The organism is Acidovorax sp. LjRoot74, from assembly GCF_964254355.1.
Classification (GTDB): Bacteria; Pseudomonadota; Gammaproteobacteria; order Burkholderiales; family Burkholderiaceae_C; genus Acidovorax.
In genome coordinates this window covers 308521-324349 of record NZ_CAXUTI020000001.1, presented here as the reverse complement: position 1 = coordinate 324349, position 15829 = coordinate 308521, and the positions used below count along the sequence as shown (strand labels likewise).

Sequence of the window (15829 nt, the reverse complement as noted above, 5' to 3'; positions counted from 1 at the left end):
CCGGCCCCCTCGGGGCGCGTTCAGCGCCCCGAGGACAATGGCCAGCGCCAGGCCATGGCCGCATACACCACCGCGCCCAGCACCAACGCGGCCGCCGCCACGGCCAGCCCCTGCACAAACCCCTGACCCTGCGTGGATGCGTGGTGCAGCATCCACGCCACCATGGGCGGGCCCACGATCTGGCCGATGCCGTAGGCAGCGGTGAGCAGGCCGGGGAAGCTGTCGCCCGCTGCGGGCCACACGCGCCGCGCCTCCTGCAAGGCGTAGAACGTGATAGCCGTGAACGGCAGGCCCAGCAACAGGCTGCCCAGCGCAAACCCCAGAGGCCCCGGCCACACCAAACTGAGCGCAATGGCCCCGGCCTGCACAACGTAGGCGGCCATCAGCAGCCAGCGCCGGTCCCACGCGGCAGGTGTGCGCGTGGACAGCAGCGCCCCCAGCGCCACGCCCGCGCCAAACAGCGGCCAGAACAGGTCGGGCCAGGGTGACCCTGCCGGCAGCGCGGCACGCGCGATCACGGGCAGGAAGGTGGCAGTGACGATGTAGCCCAGCCCCGCCAGCCCATAGGCCAGCGTGAGCCCCGTGCGCGCCAGCGGGCCCTGGCCCGGCAGGACCAGGCCCGGTGCGTGCGCGGCCGCTGCCGGGGCAGGCAGGGCCAGGCCCTGCAGCACCGGCCAGATGGCGGCGCACAGGCCCACACTCAACACACCGAACACCGCCCACCCGGCAGCGGCGGGCCAGCCCAGGGCCACCATGGCACTGGCCGACAGGCCGGTGAGCACAATGCCCAGCCCGGGCCCGCAAAAGATCAGCCCGCCCAGCGGCGCCCGACCCAGCGCCACCAGCCGCACCATGCACCACACCGAAACATTGAGGAACACCAGCGCGCTCGCCACGCCCGCCGCAAACCGCAGCGTTGGCCAAGTGCCCGGCAACGGCAGCGCCATGCCCAGCGTGAGCAGCACCGTGGCGGCCAGCCCCCAGCGCGCCAGCCGCGCCGCATGCCACCGCTGCCGCGCGCGCGGCGCCACCCAGGGCAGCGCCATGCAGGCCAGCGCACCGATCAGGTAGCCCAGGTAGTTGGCCGTGGCCAGCCAGCTGCCGCCCGCCAGCGTGACCACACCGTCGTGCAGCATCATGGGCAGCAGCGGCGTGAAGGCAAACCGCCCGATGCCCATGGCCACGGCCAGCGCCGCCATGCCCGCCAGCGCCACGGCCAGCGGGCGCTCGGACAGGGGCGGTGCGGTGGGGGATTCCAGGGGAGCGGGCTTCGGCATATGATTCTTTTTTGAGATATATTTTCTTCAAATCATCTCACAAAGAGAATAATCATGGACCTCACCGCCCTGGAGATCTTCCGCGCCGTAGCGCAGGAAGGCAGCGTGACCCGTGCCGCTGAGCGGCTGGGCCGGGTGCAGTCCAACGTGACCACGCGCGTGCAGCAGCTCGAAGAACAACTGGGCGCCACGCTGTTCCTGCGCGAGGGCAAACGCATGGTGCCCACGCCTGCAGGCGAATCGCTGCGCGGCTATGCCGACCGCCTGCTGGCGCTGGCCGAAGAAGCCCGCCAGTCGGTGCACCCCCATGAGCCCGGCGGCCGCCTGCGCCTGGGCGCGATGGAAAGCACGGCCGCCGCGCGCCTGCCGCAGCCGCTGGCGCAGCTGCATGCGCAGTGGCCGGGGCTGGTGCTGGAGCTGTCCACCGCGCCCTCGCGCCAGCTGGTGGAGCAGGTGCTGGCCCACCAGATCGACTGCGCGCTGGTGGCCTGGCCGCCGCCGGGCATCGACGCCGATGCGCCGGTGGAACACACCGCCGTGTTTGCCGAAGCCCTGCTGCTGGCCCTGCCCGCCGACCACCCGCCCGTGCACACCCCCCAGGACCTGCAACTGGACACCCTGGCCGCCTTCAGCACTGGCTGCACCTACCGCCGCATGGGCGAGGCCTTCCTGCAACAAAGGGACGGCAACCCGCCGCGTGTACTGGAGCTGGCCTCGTACCACGCCATCCTGGCCTGCGTGGCGGCCGGGCGCTGTGCGGGGGTGGTGCCCCAGGCCGTGATCGACCTGATGCGCGAGCCGCCTGCCCTGCGCCTGGTGCCCCTGGCCACCTGCGACACCGTGCTGGTGCACCGGCGCGGCTACCAGTCGCCCGCGCTGGCAGCGTTGCTGGCGGCCCTGTCGGCCAGCGCGCTCCACCCGGTCCCTTCCATCGCCTGACCCCCTCTCCACAGGAGTTGCCCATGCCTTCTTCCCCCTTCACCGCCCGCCTGGGCCTTGCGCTGCCCATCGTCCAGGGCCCCATGACGGGCTCCGACACGCCTGCGCTCGCGACCGCCGTGTCCCAAGCCGGGGGCCTGGGCATGCTGGGCTGCGGCATGCGCTCGCCCGCCGCCATGGCCGAAGCCGCTGCCGAGGTGCGCCGCCGCACCGACCGGCCCTTTGGCATGAACCTGTTTGTGCAGGCCACGCCCACACCCGACGAAGCCACGGTGGCGGCTGCGCTGCAGCGCCTGGCGCCGTTCTATGCCGAGTTTGGCTTGGTGCCCGAGCGGCCTGCGCAGTGGTGTGAGGACTTCGGCGCGCAGTTCGATGCCCTGGTGGCGGCGCGCCCGGCGGTGGCCAGCTTCACCTTCGGCATCCTCTCGGCCGCGCAGGTGGCGCGGCTGCAGGCCGTGGGCAGCACGGTGATCGGCACCGCCACCACCGTGGCCGAGGCCCGCGCCTGGGCCGCCGTGGGGGCGGATGCGGTCTGCGCCTCGGGCATGGAATCGGGCGGGCACCGGGGCACGTTCTTGTCACCCGGCCACGAGTCGCCGCCAGCGGGCGGGCCGTCGGTGGACGACTTCGAGGCCAGCATGCTGGGCACGCTGACGCTGGTGCGCCAATGTGTGGACGCACTGCCGCCATCCATCCCCGTGATCGCGGCGGGCGGCATCATGGACGGGCGTGGCATTGCGGGCGCACTGGCCCTGGGCGCCCAGGCGGTGCAGATGGGCACGGCGTTTCTGACCTGCCCCGAATCGGCCATCGGCCCCGCCTACCGCCAGGCGCTGACGCAGGCCGGGCCCACAGACACCCGCACCACGCGCATCTTCTCGGGCCGCCCGGCGCGGGGCATCGTCAACACCATGATGGATGCCCTCCGGGCCGATGAGCGCAGCGTGCCGCCCTACCCCGTGCAGAACGCGCTGACAGGCGCACTGCGCCGCGCGGCGGCCCAGGCGGGCCGGGCCGACCATCTGTCGCTGTGGGCAGGCCAGGGCGTGGCCCAGGTGCGGCCCATGCCTGCGGCCGCGCTGGTGGCGGTGCTGGCGCAGGAGCTGCAGGCAGCCACCAACTGATGCTTGCTATATTTTCGATAGCAATTTGCGCTTATGCAGTGCGCGCAAACGGCTACTTTTGTCAAAACTCAGGGGCTGCCCCGTCAGTTCTTCCAGGGCAGCTCGCGCGCCGGACCTTGGATGACCGGCGCCTGCGCATTCAGGGTCTCGCCCGCCAGCACCCGTTCGTACATGCGCAGGTAGTTGCGTGCCATGCGCCCGGCGCCAAAGTGCTCGACCACATGCTGGTGGCAGGCGCGGGGGTCGAAGCGGTTGCCGCGCACTGCCTCGGCAAGCACCGAGGCCTGGTCTGACAACACGCCGCAGTGCACCGGCACCAGCTCGGGCAGCGCACCGTAGGGCGTGGCGAACACGGGGCAGCCAAAGTACAGGCTTTCGATGATGGCCAGGCCAAAGGGCTCGTGCCAGCGCACCGGAAAGATCAGCCCGCGCGAGGCATTGAGCAGCCCCGTCTTCTGCGTGCCACCCACCATGCCGTGGAAATGGATCTTGCGCGACAGCGTCCAGCGAAAGCCACGCTTGAAGTTGATGCGGTCGCCCCCCAGCACGTCCAGCTCCACACCCGCCAACTTGGCCACCTTGATGGCACCGCGCACGTTCTTCACGCCCCAGGCCGCCTTGCCCAGGAAGTGGTAGTGCGGGCGCGGGCGCGCAAAGTCCACCGGGCCGTAGCCGCTCCAGTCCAGGCCGTTGTAGACAAACTCGCTGGAGCCATAGCGCGCGGCGTGGTCGCGCGAGAGAAACACCGTGTTGCGCGGCAGCGGCTTGGGCTTGCGCGCGTTGCCGTGTTCGGTCACCAGGTAAGGCTTGGTCAGCTCGGTGCGCGGGTTGAACTGGAAATGCGTGATGTCCACGTCGGCCGGGATCTGGCCCTCCCAGGGTTCGTCGGGCCGGATGGGCAGCACCTGGCCAAAGTCGCAGGTCGAGCCCTCGGGCACCAGATAGCTCACGCGGTGGCCTTGCTGCACCAGCGTCTTGCCCAGGTCCCAGATCACACGCTCGGTGCCACCGTAGCCATAGACGGGGATGGGGGAGTTGTTGACCAGCAGGATGTGCATCAAAAAGGCCTCTCGTCTCGATTTTCCAGGGCGCTGCACAAGACCCAGAGCCCATGAGACTGGCGCGACCCCGGCCAGGGCAGCCGAGCAAGGGCCGCCCCGCAGCGAGGGCTGCGTCCCCCTGCCCGCGTTGCGCAGCAATGCGAGAGCGGGGGGAAGGCCCGGAGGGACTCAGGGGGGGTTTTCTTCATTTCACAGAGGACGGGGGCAGCCCAGGCGCGCGCGCCGCTGGTGCAGCGCGGCCAGCACCAGCGGGCACATGAACAGGTAGAACATGTTGCCGCTGTTGTGGGCCAGGAACACCTGCGTGAGGCCAAAGCCGATGTAGGACAGCGGTAGCAGCACGCCCACCAGGCACAGCGACAGCGACTCGCGGTCCATCTTGCCCTTGGCATCGCGGATGCGCTGCGCGGTGGGCCAAAACATGGCCAGCGGAATGCCATAAAAGGCCATGAGCAGCAGCACGCCGGGCAGGCCGCGTTTGGCAAACAGGTCCAGGATTTCGTTGTGTGCGTGGCCGAATTCGAGCACCACGGGGTGCGCTTGCCCGGCCGCCACGCGCCGGGCCTTTTCTTCGGTATACCCCGCCCGGCCCCAGCCGGTGAGGGGGCGGTCCCAGCCCATCTGCCAGGCCAGGCCCCAATGCGCCAGGCGCTGGCCCACCGAGCTGCGGCCATCGCCATGCTGCTGGTAGGTTTGCACTTCCTGGCGGGCTTCGTCCACCCGCAGCTCCACGGCCGGCACCTGCGACAGCGCTGCAGCCGCCACCACCAACGCACACAGGCCCCAATACACCCGGCGCTGCCCCGTGGTGTGCACCAGCAGCCAGGCACACACCGGCAGCAGCAGCGCCAGGGCCAGCCAGCCACCGCGCGACTGCGACAGAACGGAGCCCACCACCCCCAGCGCGATGGCGCTGACCAGCAGCAGGCGCTGCCACAGCACCCAGCGCCGCCACTGCGCCACCAGCAGCAGGCCACTCATCACCGCCAGCAGCATGCTCAGGTTGCCATACTGGATGGCGTTGGTGAAACCGTTGGCGCGCGGCAGGCCCATGACAAAGGTCTGATAGAGCCCCACCAGCCCGCTGCCCACAGCCCCCACCGCAATGCCCATCCACAGCCAGGCGGCGCGGGGCTGGAAGGTCATCAGATAAAAGATGCAAGGCAGGGCCAGCAGGTACTTGACCGGGCGGTCCATGCTGCCCCAGCCCCAGGCGGCGCCCACGTCCAGCATCCACAGCGCGGCCATGCAGGAAAACGCAGCCGTCAGCCACCAGGCGGCGCGGGGCGCGGGGCGGCGCCACCACACGGGGGCGCTGGCCAGCGCGGCCAGCAACAGCAGGACCGCGCCATACGAATACCCCGAGGGCACACACAGCGCCAAACCCGGAACCATGAAGGCACCGATGCTTGCGCTGCGCCCCCACCAGCGTTGTGCACTCATCAACGAATCACCTTGTCGGTCAGGCTGTCACGGTCATAGTGCAGGGCGGCATACCGGAAGAAGCCCTCCAGCGCCACAAACAGGCAATACAGAAACCCGGCCCCGCCACACAAAAAACCCAGGCGGAACACATACAAGCGCAGGAACATGGAGAGCCCCGAGGCCAGCCCGCGCAGCACGCCGCCCCGCTGGCCCTTCTCGGCACGTTTGGCGGCGCCCAGCATCACGTACTGCGTGAGCTTTTCCAGGCTGCCCCGCACCGTGGTGCGGGAGTAATGCAGCAGCCGCGCCCGGATCAAACGGCGCGGCACCGCCCCGCCGCCAGGCAGGGGCTGCAGTTCGGCCTGCTCGTGCACAACGCCGGTGAATTCCTTCACCAGCGCGCGCACAAACAGGCGCTCGATCTGCGACTGCGAGCGGAAATACTTCAGTTCGTGCCCATAGGCCACCATGCGCCAGCGGATGCTCCACACGGCCTGCTCGCCCGAACGCACGATGGCCTGCAGCTCCTGCGCGAACGCAGGCGTCATCACCTCGTCGGCGTCCAGAAAAAACACATAGTCGCCGCGTGAATGCGCGAGCAGGCGGTTGCGCTGCACGGCAAAACCCTGCCAGTCGGGGTGGCTGTGGACTTCGGCGCCCAGGCCCTGGGCAAGGGCCACGGTGTTGTCCGTGCTGCCGCTGTCCACCACCAGAAGCTGGTCAGCGAACGCGGCGCTCTTCAGGCAGGCCTCAATGCGGTGCGCCTCGTTGTGGGTCAGCACCGCCACGGTCAACGTAGGCGGCGCCGATGCACCGCCGGTGGCAACTGGCATCAATCAATCAGTGGCCAGCGTGGACATGCTCGCCCGCTTTCAGGCGATAGACGGTGCCGCAATAGGGGCACTTGGCCTCGCCGGTGCGGGCCACGTCCAGGTACACCTTGGGGTGGCTGTTCCACAGCTTCATATCGGCCTTGGGGCTGGGGCAGAAGACACCGCCTTGTGCATTCAGGTCTTTGGCCAGGAGTTCTACGGAAGCTTGCGACATGTTCATCAGACCTTGGTGAGCCAGTGGGCGTATTGGGGATTGCGGCCGCCGACGATGTCGAAGAAGGCGCTCTGGATTTTTTCGGTGATCGGGCCGCGCGATCCGCTGCCCAGTTCGATGCGGTCAAGTTCGCGGATGGGCGTGACTTCAGCGGCCGTGCCAGTGAAGAAGGCCTCGTCGGCGATGTAGACCTCGTCGCGCGTGATGCGCTTTTGCACGATATCGAGGCCCAGGTCCTTGGCGATGTGGAACACCGTGTTGCGGGTGATGCCATTCAGGGCACCGGCCGACAGGTCGGGCGTGTAGATCACGCCGTTCTTGATCACAAAAATGTTCTCGCCAGCGCCTTCGGACACAAAACCGCTGCTATCGAGCAGCAGGGCTTCGTCGTAGCCGTCGTCCGTGGCTTCCATGTTGGCCAGGATGGAGTTGGTGTAGTTGCTCACCGCCTTGGCCTGCGTCATGGTGATGTTGACGTGGTGGCGGGTGTAGCTGCTGGTCTTGACGCGGATGCCGCGCTTGAGGCCTTCTTCGCCCAGGTAGGCGCCCCAGGCCCAGGCAGCGACCATCAGGTGAATCTGGTTGCCCTTGGGCGAGACACCCAGCTTTTGCGAGCCGATCCAGGTCAATGGGCGCAGATAGCAGGATTCGAGCTTGTTTTCGCGCACCACGGCCTTTTGGGCCTCGTTCACTTCTTCCTTGGTGAACGGGATCTTCATGCGCAGGATCTTGGCGCTGTTGAACAGGCGGTCGGTGTGCTCTTCGAGGCGGAAGATCGCCGTGCCGTTGGGGGTGTTATAGGCGCGAACGCCTTCGAAGGCGCCGCAGCCGTAGTGCAGGGTGTGGGTCAGCACATGGATCTTGGCGTCGCGCCAATCGACCATCTGGCCGTCCATCCAGATCTTGCCGTCACGGTCGGCCATCGAGGGAACTACGGGGCTCATGGGAATCCTTTGGTTGCTGTGGGTCGCAAAACCGGGATTTTACGGGCCCCCAGCCCGCCGGGAACCGCCACCCGAGGGTGCAGTGCAGCAAACCCGCAGGTTCAGGGGTGGAGTGTCATCCCGCCGGGGGCGGGGCATCGGCATCTGCCTCCGGCCGCTCCAGCGTCCACTTCACCAGCTTGCCCTGGCAAAATTCACAGGTCACGTGCGAGCGGGTGCCGTCGGTCCAGCGGTAGATTTCCGGGTCTGCGCCTTCGGCAGACCGCAGCTCGCCCAGCGCCTGCGTCATGGCCACCACGTGCATCAGGTTCACCCCCTCGGCCAGCCGTGCATTGAGCATCACGGCGCTGCCGACATAGCCGATGGGCCGCTTGGCGGCCTTTTTCATCACATTCACCAGCCGCGTGAAGTGCAGCAGGGCCCACATGACCAGCCCGCCCACCACCGCCGCCACACCGGCCCAGCCGTAGGCATAAAAACCAAAGCCGATCAGGGCCACCGCCCCCAAGGGCACCAGGATATTGCGCAAATTCATAGGCTGAGATTGTCTTACGGCCTCAATGGTGTGCGGCTGTGGGCATTGCTTACAGCCCGCGCACGACGTTCATGGCCTCTTCCACCCGCTCTACGGCATGGATGGTGAGCCCCTCGATGGGCTTCTTCGGCGCGTTGGCCTTGGGCACCACGGCCACAGAAAAGCCGAGCTTGGCGGCTTCTTTCAGGCGCTCCTGCCCGCGCGGTGCAGGCCGCACCTCACCGGCCAGGCCCACCTCGCCAAAGGCCAGGAAGCCGCGCGGCAGTGCCTTGCCCCGCAGGCTGCTGGTGATGGACAGCATCACCGCCAAATCGGCCGCAGGCTCGCTGATGCGCACACCGCCCACGGCGTTCACAAACACGTCCTGATCCATGCAGGCCACGCCCGCATGGCGGTGCAGCACGGCCAGCAACATGGCCAGGCGGTCCTTGTCCAGGCCCACCGACAGGCGGCGTGGACTCGGGCCGCCGCTGTCCACCAGCGCCTGGATCTCGACCAGCATGGGGCGCGTGCCTTCCAGCGTGACCATCACGCAGCTGCCGGGCACCGGCTCACTGTGTTGGCTCAGGAAGATGGCGCTCGGGTTGCTCACGCCCTTGAGGCCTTTTTCGGTCATCGCGAACACGCCAATCTCGTTGACGGCGCCAAAGCGGTTCTTGATGGCGCGCACCAGGCGGAACTGGCTGTGGGTGTCGCCTTCGAAGTACAGCACCGTGTCCACCATGTGCTCCAGCACACGCGGCCCGGCCAGCGCGCCCTCTTTGGTCACATGGCCCACCAGAATCACGGCGATGCCCGTGCCCTTGGCCATGCGCGTGAGGTGCGCCGCGCACTCGCGCACCTGGGCGACCGAGCCCGGTGCGCTGGTGAGCTGGTCGGAATAGGTGGTCTGGATGGAGTCGATGACGACCACGGCCGGCTGCGTGGCCTCGACCGTCGCCAAAATCTTTTCAAGCTGGATCTCGGCCAGCAACTGCACCTGGCTGCCCTCGATGCCCAGGCGCCGCGAACGCAGCGCCACCTGCGCGCCACTTTCCTCGCCCGTCACGTACAGCGTGGGCAGGCCAGCGCGCTGCAGCGCATCCATCGCCTGCAGCAGCAGGGTCGATTTGCCAATGCCCGGGTCCCCACCGATGAGCACCACGCCCCCTTCCACGATGCCGCCGCCCAGCACGCGGTCCAGCTCGTCGATGCCGCTCGCCGTGCGCGCCACGTCCTGGGCCTCAATGGCGGCCAGCGGCATCACGGGCTGCGCGTGGGCCAGGCCGGCGTAGCCTTGCGGCGCGCTCAGGCGGTTCTTGCCCGGACCGGCCTCTGCCACCTGCTCGATCAGCGTGTTCCAGGCGCCGCAGGACGGGCATTTGCCCAGCCAGCGCGGGCTGGTGCCGCCGCATTCGGTGCAAGTGAAGATGGTTTTGTCTTTGGCCATGGAAAGGGGATGGTCGGTGGGCACAGGCGCGGGTGGCCGACTATAGCGGCGCAGGCCCAGGAGTCGGCGCCCACCCTACCAAGCACCTATAGACCCCAGGCGCCGCGCCCCTACGATGGCGGGCTGGCCACTCTGTCCTTCGGCATCGGCAAGAATGCACGCCATGCACACACCCACCAACTCCTTCAAGCAGGCCCTGGCCCAGGGCGAAGCACAAATCGGCCTGTGGCTGGGCCTGGCCAATGCCTACACCGCAGAAATCCTTGCGGGCACCGGCTACGACTGGCTGCTGGTCGATGGCGAACATGCGCCGAACGACCTGCGCTCCATCCTGCACCAGCTGCAGGCCATCGCCAGCGCCAGCAGCGCGCTGCCACCCGGCGCACGCGCACCCCACGCCGTCGCACGGGTGCCGGTGGGCGACACCGCCCTCATCAAGCAGTATTTGGACATCGGCGCACAAACCCTGCTGGTGCCCATGGTGGACACGCCCGAGCAAGCGCAGCAACTCGTGCGCGCCACGCGCTACGCGCCCGAGGGCGTGCGCGGCATGGGCAGCGCCCTGGCGCGCTCGTCGCGCTGGCAGGCTTACCCCCGCTATGTGCACGAGGCCAACCAGCAAATCTGCCTGCTGGTGCAGGCCGAGACGGTGGAAGCCATGGCCAACCTCGATGCAATTGCCGCGACGCCCGGCGTGGACGGTGTGTTCATCGGCCCAGCCGACCTGTCGGCATCGATGGGCCACCCGGGCAACCCGGGGCACCCCGAGGTGCAGGCCGCCATCCACGACGGCATAGCGCGCATCCTGCGCGCGGGCAAGGCACCGGGGATCCTGGCCACCAACGAGGCCCAGGCGCGCCAGTGGCTGGCAGCCGGTGCGCTGTTTGTGGCCGTGGGGGTGGACACCATGCTGCTGACCAGCGCTGCACAGACTCTGCTGGCGCGGTTTCGCACCGGCGCGGAAGCCGCCGCACCCCGGCCCGCTGGCTACTGACCCCCGTCATCAGAACAACCCACAGAACAAGCAAGGATCGACAAGCATGAAAGCATGTATCTACGGCGCAGGCGCCATTGGCGGCTGGCTCGGCATGGCCCTGGCGCAGGCGGGCAGCCCAGTGAGCCTGGTCGCACGCGGCGCCACGCTCGCAGCCTTGCAGGCCGACGGCCTGCGCCTGCGGCGCCCCGACGGCACGGTGGCCCAGGTGGCGGTGAAGGCAGCGGCCGACCCGGCGGCCCTCGGCGTGCAGGACCTGGTGGTGGTGGCCGTGAAAGCGCCCGGCCTGCCAGATGTGGCGCGCGCCATGGCCCCGCTGATCGGGCCGGACACCATCGTGCTCACGGCCATGAACGGCGTGCCCTGGTGGTTTCTGGATGGTTTTGGCGGCGCCGCGCAGGGCCGTGCGCTCGCGTCGGTGGACGCGGGCGGCGTGATCGCCAGCGCCATCCCCACGCGCCATGTGGTGGGCAGCGTGGTGCACACCAGCTGCTCGCTGGAGGCACCGGGTTTCGTCAAGCAACACTTTGGCAACCGCCTCATCGTCGGCGAACCCGGCGGCCAGCGCAGTGCGCGCCTGCAGGCCCTGGCCGACACCTTGCAGCGTGGTGGCATCGACGTCGAGGTGAGCGACTGCATCCAGAAGGACATCTGGTTCAAGCTCTGGGGCAACCTCACCATGAACCCCATCAGCGCCCTGACCGGCGCCACCACCGACCGCATCCTGGACGACGACCTGGTGCGTGGATTTGTCTCGCACGTCATGCTCGAAGCCAAGGCCATCGGCGACCAGCTGGGCCTGCCGATTGACCAGCAGCCCGAAGACCGCCACGCCGTCACGCGCAAGCTGGGCGCGTTCAAGACCTCGATGCTGCAGGACGTGGAAGCGGGCAAGCCCATGGAGATCGACGCCCTGGTGGGCGCCGTGCGCGAGCTGGGCCAGATCACCGCCGTGCCCACCCCCCACACCGACGCGCTGCTGGGCCTGGTGCGCCTGATGGCGCGCACGCGCGGCCTGTACTGAAAAACTCAAGCCCCAAAAAGGCCGTCTGCGCGCACCCCTATTACCCCATTAGCTACACATTTAATAGCAAATCATCCATGACCACACTCACGCTGTACTACACCCCCGGCACCTGCGCGCAGGCCGTACGCATCGCTTTGGAAGAAGCGGGCGCCGCTTACAACCTGGTGCGCGTGGACTTCGCCGCAGGCCAGCAACGCACGCCCGAATACCTGGCCGTCAACCCCAAGGGCCGCGTGCCCGCGCTGGCCACACCGCAAGGCACCCTGACCGAAACGCCCGCGCTGCTGGCCTATGTGGCGCAGAGTTTTCCCGAGGCGCGCCTGGCGCCCGCCGACGCGCATGGCTTTGCGCGTTTGCAGGAGTTCCACAGCTACCTCGCGTCCACCGTGCACATCGCCCATGCCCACCGCCCCCGCGCCAGCCGCTGGGCGGACGAGCCCGAGGCCCAGGCAGCCATGCAGCGCAAGGTGCCGCAGAACATGACCGACTGTTTCAACCTCATCGAAAGCCACTACCTGCCGAACGCGGACCAGGGCCCGTGGGTGATGGGCGAGCAGTACACGGTGGCCGACGGCTACCTGTTCACCATCGGCACCTGGCTGCACAGCGATGGCGTGGACATAACCCAGTTCCCGAAGGTGTTCGCGCACACGCAGCGCATGCTGCAGCGCCCGGCCGTGCAGCGCGCAATGGCCTGATACGCCGCCTGCGGACGCAAAAAAGCCCCGGTGCCTTCTGAGCACCGGGGCTTTTAGTTGGCAACCGGGATCAGTTCACCTTCAGATACCGCCAGTCGATGCGGTTGTCGGCGCGGTGAATGATCTCCACCTTCTTGGTACCCGCCCACGGGATCACCTGGTTGTACAGCGGGATGTGCGACACCAGCTCGTGCTCCTTGATCAGCGCCTGCTCGATCAGGCCGTTGCGCGTCGCAGTGTCCGTTTCCTTCTTCACGCGCTCGACCAGGGCATCGATCTGCGGGTCGGAAAAACGGCCCAGATTGAAGTTGCCGTCCCCGCCCGCGCCGGGCGAACGCACCAGCGACTGCAGGCTGTAGAACGCGTCAAACGTGGGCACGCCCCAGCCCAGCAGGTAGATGCTGGCTTCGTTGCGCTGGATCATCGGGAAGTAGGTAGCAAACGGCAGCGAACGCAGCTTGGCCTTCACGCCCACCTTGGCCCAGTGCGAGGTGATGGCCTGGCACAACTGCTCGTCGTTGATGTAGCGGCCCGCGCTGCAGGCAAAGTCCACCTCAAACCCGTTGGGGTAGCCCGCATCGGCCAGCAGCTTTTGCGCGGCCTTGGGGTCATAGGGGTAGCGCACATCGGCCTTCTTGGTCCAGCCATTCACCTGGTTGGCAATCAGCGTGCCCGTGGGCTGGGCCAGCCCGCGCAGCACCACGCGCTGGATGGACTGGATGTCGATGGCCTGGTACAGCGCCTTACGCACACGCAGGTCCTTGAGCGGGTTCTTGCCCTTCACGTCCGAGCCGGGCAGCTCGTCGCGGAACTGGTCCAGGCCCAGGAAGATGGTGCGGTACTCCGGCCCTTCCAGCACCTGCAGGTTAGGCGTCTGCTTGATGCGCGCCAGGTCTTGCAGGCTGGGGTCGATCACAAAGTCCACCTCACCCGACAGCAGCGCCGCCGTGCGCGTGGCGTCGGCCTTGATGGGGGTGTAGATGATCTCGGTCAGGTTGGTGGGGTACTTGCCCTTGCCCCACCAGTGCGGATTGGGCTCCAGCACCACGCGCTGGTCGGGCGTCCACTGCTTGAGCTGGTAGGGGCCGGTGCCCAGCGCATTGCGGTGGGCATAGGTTTCGTCCTTGGTCTTGATGTCCTTGGGCTCCACCGACTTGTTCTTTTCGGCCCAGGCCTTGCTCATGATGCGCAGCTCGGTGAGCTGGTTCACCAGCACGGGGTTGGGCAGGTCGGAATGGATGTCGATGGTGTAGGCATCGACCTTTTCCACGCGGTCGATGCCCTGCGTGTAGACGGCAAAGTTGGAGCTTTTGGCCTTGGCCCGCTCCAGCGAGAACTTGGCGTCGTCGGCGGTGAACTCGCTGCCGTCGCTGAACTTCACACCCTTGCGCAAGGTCAGGCGCAGCTGCGTGGGCTTGATGAGCTTCCACTCGGTGGCCAGCGACGGCTCGGGCTTGAAGGTCTTGCTGTTGTATTCCACCAGCGTGTCGTACACCGCGCCGTGCATGGTGTTGTTCACACCCACGTTCTGGGTGTGGATGTCCCAGGTGGAGATGTCCACCGAGCGGGACCAGCGAAAGGTCTTGGCTTGTGCGGCCAGAGGCAGGGCCGCAACAATGGCGGCGGCCAGGAGAAGGTGTTTGAAGCGCATGGACGGGAGGATAGGCAAAACGCCAAAAAATGCTGAATGACCGCACTATCCCCCAAGCAACGCTGCATGGGAACGAACTTATTGTTCTTAGCTTAGAGCCATCACCCCCGCCAGCAACAGCATGGTGGTCGCCGTCACCCCATCCAGCACCCGCCACGCCGCCGGGGTGGCAAACAGCGGCGCCAGCCAGCGGGCGCCCAGGCCAATCAGCAAGAACCACAGCGCGCTGGCCAGCGAGCCGCCTGCGGCAAACAGCGCTCGGCCCCAGGCCGGGTAGGGCGTGGCCATGGTGCCCAGCAGCACCACGGTGTCCAGGTACACATGCGGGTTGAGCCAGGTGAGCGCCACCACCGTAGCCAGGGTGGTGCGCAGGCTGGCGCCGGGGCCGCTGGTGGCCACCAGCAACTGGCCGGGGCGCAAGGCGCGCGCGGCGGTCTGTGCGGCGTAGACCAGCAAAAACAAGGCACCCGCCCAGCGCATGAACTGCGCCCATTCGGGCCGCGCCAGCAGCACGCCGCCCATGCCCCACACGCCCACCTGCAGCAGCACCGCGTCCGACAACGCACACACCAGCACCACGGGCAGCACATGCTCGCGCCGCAGGCCCTGGCGCAGCACAAACGCGTTCTGCGCGCCGATGGCCATGATGAGCATGGCGGTGGAGGTGAAACCGTGGACGAAGGCAGTGGAGACCATGGGCACGGATTCTGGCCAAGGCAAGGCGTTGATGCCAGCTATACTTTTTAACGATCCGTCAGAATGGCTAACCACCTATGCAACTCGACTCCGCCCAGCTCAATGCCTTTGCCACGGTGATCGACGAGGGCAGCTTTGAGCGCGCGGCGGCCGTGCTGCATGTCACGCGCTCGGCGGTGTCGCAGCGCATCAAGCTACTGGAAGAGCGCGTGGGCCAGGTGCTGGTGCGCCGCGCCACGCCCTGCACGCCCACCGAGGCCGGGCAGGCGCTGTACCGCCACGCGCGCGAGGTGGCGCTGAGCGAGGCCGACGCCCTGGCCACCATCGGCGGCGGGCAGCACAGCAGCACGCGGCTGGCGATTGGGGTGAACGCCGACTCGCTGGCCACCTGGTTCCCCCACGCCATGGCGCAGGCGGCCGAGGGGCAAGCCATCACCTTCGACATCCATGTGGAAGACCAGGACCATTCGGCCAACCTGCTGCGCGAGGGCCGCGTGATGGCTGCGGTGACGGCCGACCCGCAGCCCGTGCAGGGCTGCCAGGTGCTGCCCCTGGGCACCCTGCGCTACCGCGCGCTGGCCAGTCCGGCCTTCATGCAGCGCCACTTTGCGCAGGGGGTGAACGCAACCACGCTGGCGCAGGCGCCCATGCTGGTGTTCAACCGCAAGGATGCGCTGCAGGCGCGTTTTGTGGGCCGCATCACGCGCCGCAAACTGGCCCCGCCCGTGCACTGGCTGCCCGAGGCCCATGCGTTCGTCAAAGCCACCCGCGCCAGCCTGGGCTGGGGCATGACGCCCGACGCGCTGGTGGAGGACGACCTGAAGACCGGCACCCTGGTCGAGCTGATTGCGAACAAGCCCGTGGATGTGCCGCTGTACTGGCAGTGCTGGCGCCTGAATGTGCAGGCGCTGCAGCACGTGACGCAGGCGGTGCAGAAGGCGGCGGCGCTGACGCTGCTGCGCTGAGAGAAAAGTTGCGAGCG

At 67.9% G+C, this 15829-nt stretch carries 16 protein-coding genes; 6 read left to right on the top strand and 10 right to left on the bottom strand.

All coding sequences use genetic code 11. From position 1 onward, the window contains the following. Positions 1–20 precede the first annotated feature (20 nt). Entirely contained in the window at positions 21–1277 is a 1257-nt protein-coding gene (locus tag ACSQ3O_RS01510) for a YbfB/YjiJ family MFS transporter (protein ID WP_436137624.1), read from the bottom strand. A 54-nt stretch (positions 1278–1331) separates the two neighbouring features. Here ACSQ3O_RS01510 and ACSQ3O_RS01505 point away from each other — a divergent pair, with 54 nt between their 5' ends. Beyond that, positions 1332–2216 (top strand): LysR substrate-binding domain-containing protein, encoded by an 885-nt coding sequence (locus tag ACSQ3O_RS01505; RefSeq protein WP_436137623.1) that lies wholly within the window; start codon positions 1332–1334, stop codon positions 2214–2216. A gap of 23 nt (positions 2217–2239) precedes the next feature. After that, on the top strand, positions 2240–3340 hold the full coding sequence (locus ACSQ3O_RS01500; RefSeq protein WP_436137622.1) for an NAD(P)H-dependent flavin oxidoreductase: 1101 nt from the start codon (positions 2240–2242) through the stop codon (positions 3338–3340). A gap of 83 nt (positions 3341–3423) precedes the next feature. Here ACSQ3O_RS01500 and ACSQ3O_RS01495 read toward each other — a convergent pair whose 3' ends face one another. The 7 genes from ACSQ3O_RS01495 to radA form a co-directional block, all read right to left on the bottom strand. Then, positions 3424–4398: a glycosyltransferase gene (locus ACSQ3O_RS01495; protein ID WP_436137621.1), complete on the bottom strand. Its 975-nt coding sequence runs from the start codon at positions 4396–4398 to the stop codon at positions 3424–3426. 192 nt (positions 4399–4590) lie between these two features. Next, complete coding sequence (locus ACSQ3O_RS01490; protein ID WP_436137620.1) at positions 4591–5844, bottom strand: O-antigen ligase family protein; 1254 nt, start codon at positions 5842–5844, stop codon at positions 4591–4593. Then, positions 5844–6659: a glycosyltransferase family 2 protein gene (locus tag ACSQ3O_RS01485; protein ID WP_436137619.1), complete on the bottom strand. Its 816-nt coding sequence runs from the start codon at positions 6657–6659 to the stop codon at positions 5844–5846. Before ACSQ3O_RS01485 ends, ACSQ3O_RS01490 begins: the two co-directional genes overlap by 1 nt. Before the next feature lie 7 nt (positions 6660–6666). Next, positions 6667–6873 carry a zinc-finger domain-containing protein gene (locus tag ACSQ3O_RS01480; RefSeq protein WP_124514066.1) on the bottom strand — a complete coding sequence of 69 codons (207 nt, stop codon included), beginning with the start codon at positions 6871–6873 and terminating at the stop codon, positions 6667–6669. Positions 6874–6878: 5 nt separating this feature from the next. Next, positions 6879–7817 carry a branched-chain amino acid transaminase gene (locus ACSQ3O_RS01475; protein ID WP_436137618.1) on the bottom strand — a complete coding sequence of 313 codons (939 nt, stop codon included), beginning with the start codon at positions 7815–7817 and terminating at the stop codon, positions 6879–6881. 115 nt (positions 7818–7932) lie between these two features. After that, positions 7933–8352 carry a glycerate kinase gene (locus ACSQ3O_RS01470; protein WP_436137617.1) on the bottom strand — a complete coding sequence of 140 codons (420 nt, stop codon included), beginning with the start codon at positions 8350–8352 and terminating at the stop codon, positions 7933–7935. 49 nt (positions 8353–8401) lie between these two features. After that, positions 8402–9781, bottom strand: a complete 1380-nt coding sequence (gene radA, locus ACSQ3O_RS01465) for a DNA repair protein RadA (RefSeq protein WP_298451846.1) — start codon at positions 9779–9781, stop codon at positions 8402–8404. 163 nt (positions 9782–9944) lie between these two features. Between radA and hpaI the strand changes: the two genes are divergently transcribed. The 3 genes from hpaI to ACSQ3O_RS01450 all read left to right on the top strand — a co-directional run bounded on the left by hpaI (position 9945) and on the right by ACSQ3O_RS01450 (position 12500). Continuing rightward, positions 9945–10775: a 4-hydroxy-2-oxoheptanedioate aldolase gene (gene hpaI / locus ACSQ3O_RS01460; RefSeq protein ID WP_436137616.1), complete on the top strand. Its 831-nt coding sequence runs from the start codon at positions 9945–9947 to the stop codon at positions 10773–10775. A gap of 46 nt (positions 10776–10821) precedes the next feature. After that, a complete protein-coding gene (locus ACSQ3O_RS01455; protein ID WP_436137615.1) occupies positions 10822–11799 on the top strand; it encodes a 2-dehydropantoate 2-reductase in 978 nt (325 codons plus the stop codon). A 77-nt stretch (positions 11800–11876) separates the two neighbouring features. Further along, on the top strand, positions 11877–12500 hold the full coding sequence (locus ACSQ3O_RS01450; RefSeq protein WP_436137614.1) for a glutathione S-transferase family protein: 624 nt from the start codon (positions 11877–11879) through the stop codon (positions 12498–12500). 70 nt (positions 12501–12570) lie between these two features. Here the strand turns inward: ACSQ3O_RS01450 and ACSQ3O_RS01445 are convergent, their stop codons facing one another. Both ACSQ3O_RS01445 and ACSQ3O_RS01440 read right to left on the bottom strand, forming a co-directional pair. After that, on the bottom strand, positions 12571–14151 hold the full coding sequence (locus ACSQ3O_RS01445) for an ABC transporter substrate-binding protein (protein WP_436137613.1): 1581 nt from the start codon (positions 14149–14151) through the stop codon (positions 12571–12573). An 87-nt stretch (positions 14152–14238) separates the two neighbouring features. Beyond that, positions 14239–14847, bottom strand: coding sequence for a LysE/ArgO family amino acid transporter (locus ACSQ3O_RS01440; RefSeq protein ID WP_436137612.1), 609 nt, complete (start codon positions 14845–14847; stop codon positions 14239–14241). A gap of 77 nt (positions 14848–14924) precedes the next feature. Here ACSQ3O_RS01440 and ACSQ3O_RS01435 point away from each other — a divergent pair, with 77 nt between their 5' ends. After that, on the top strand, positions 14925–15812 hold the full coding sequence (locus ACSQ3O_RS01435) for a LysR family transcriptional regulator ArgP (protein WP_436137611.1): 888 nt from the start codon (positions 14925–14927) through the stop codon (positions 15810–15812). Positions 15813–15829 lie beyond the last annotated feature (17 nt).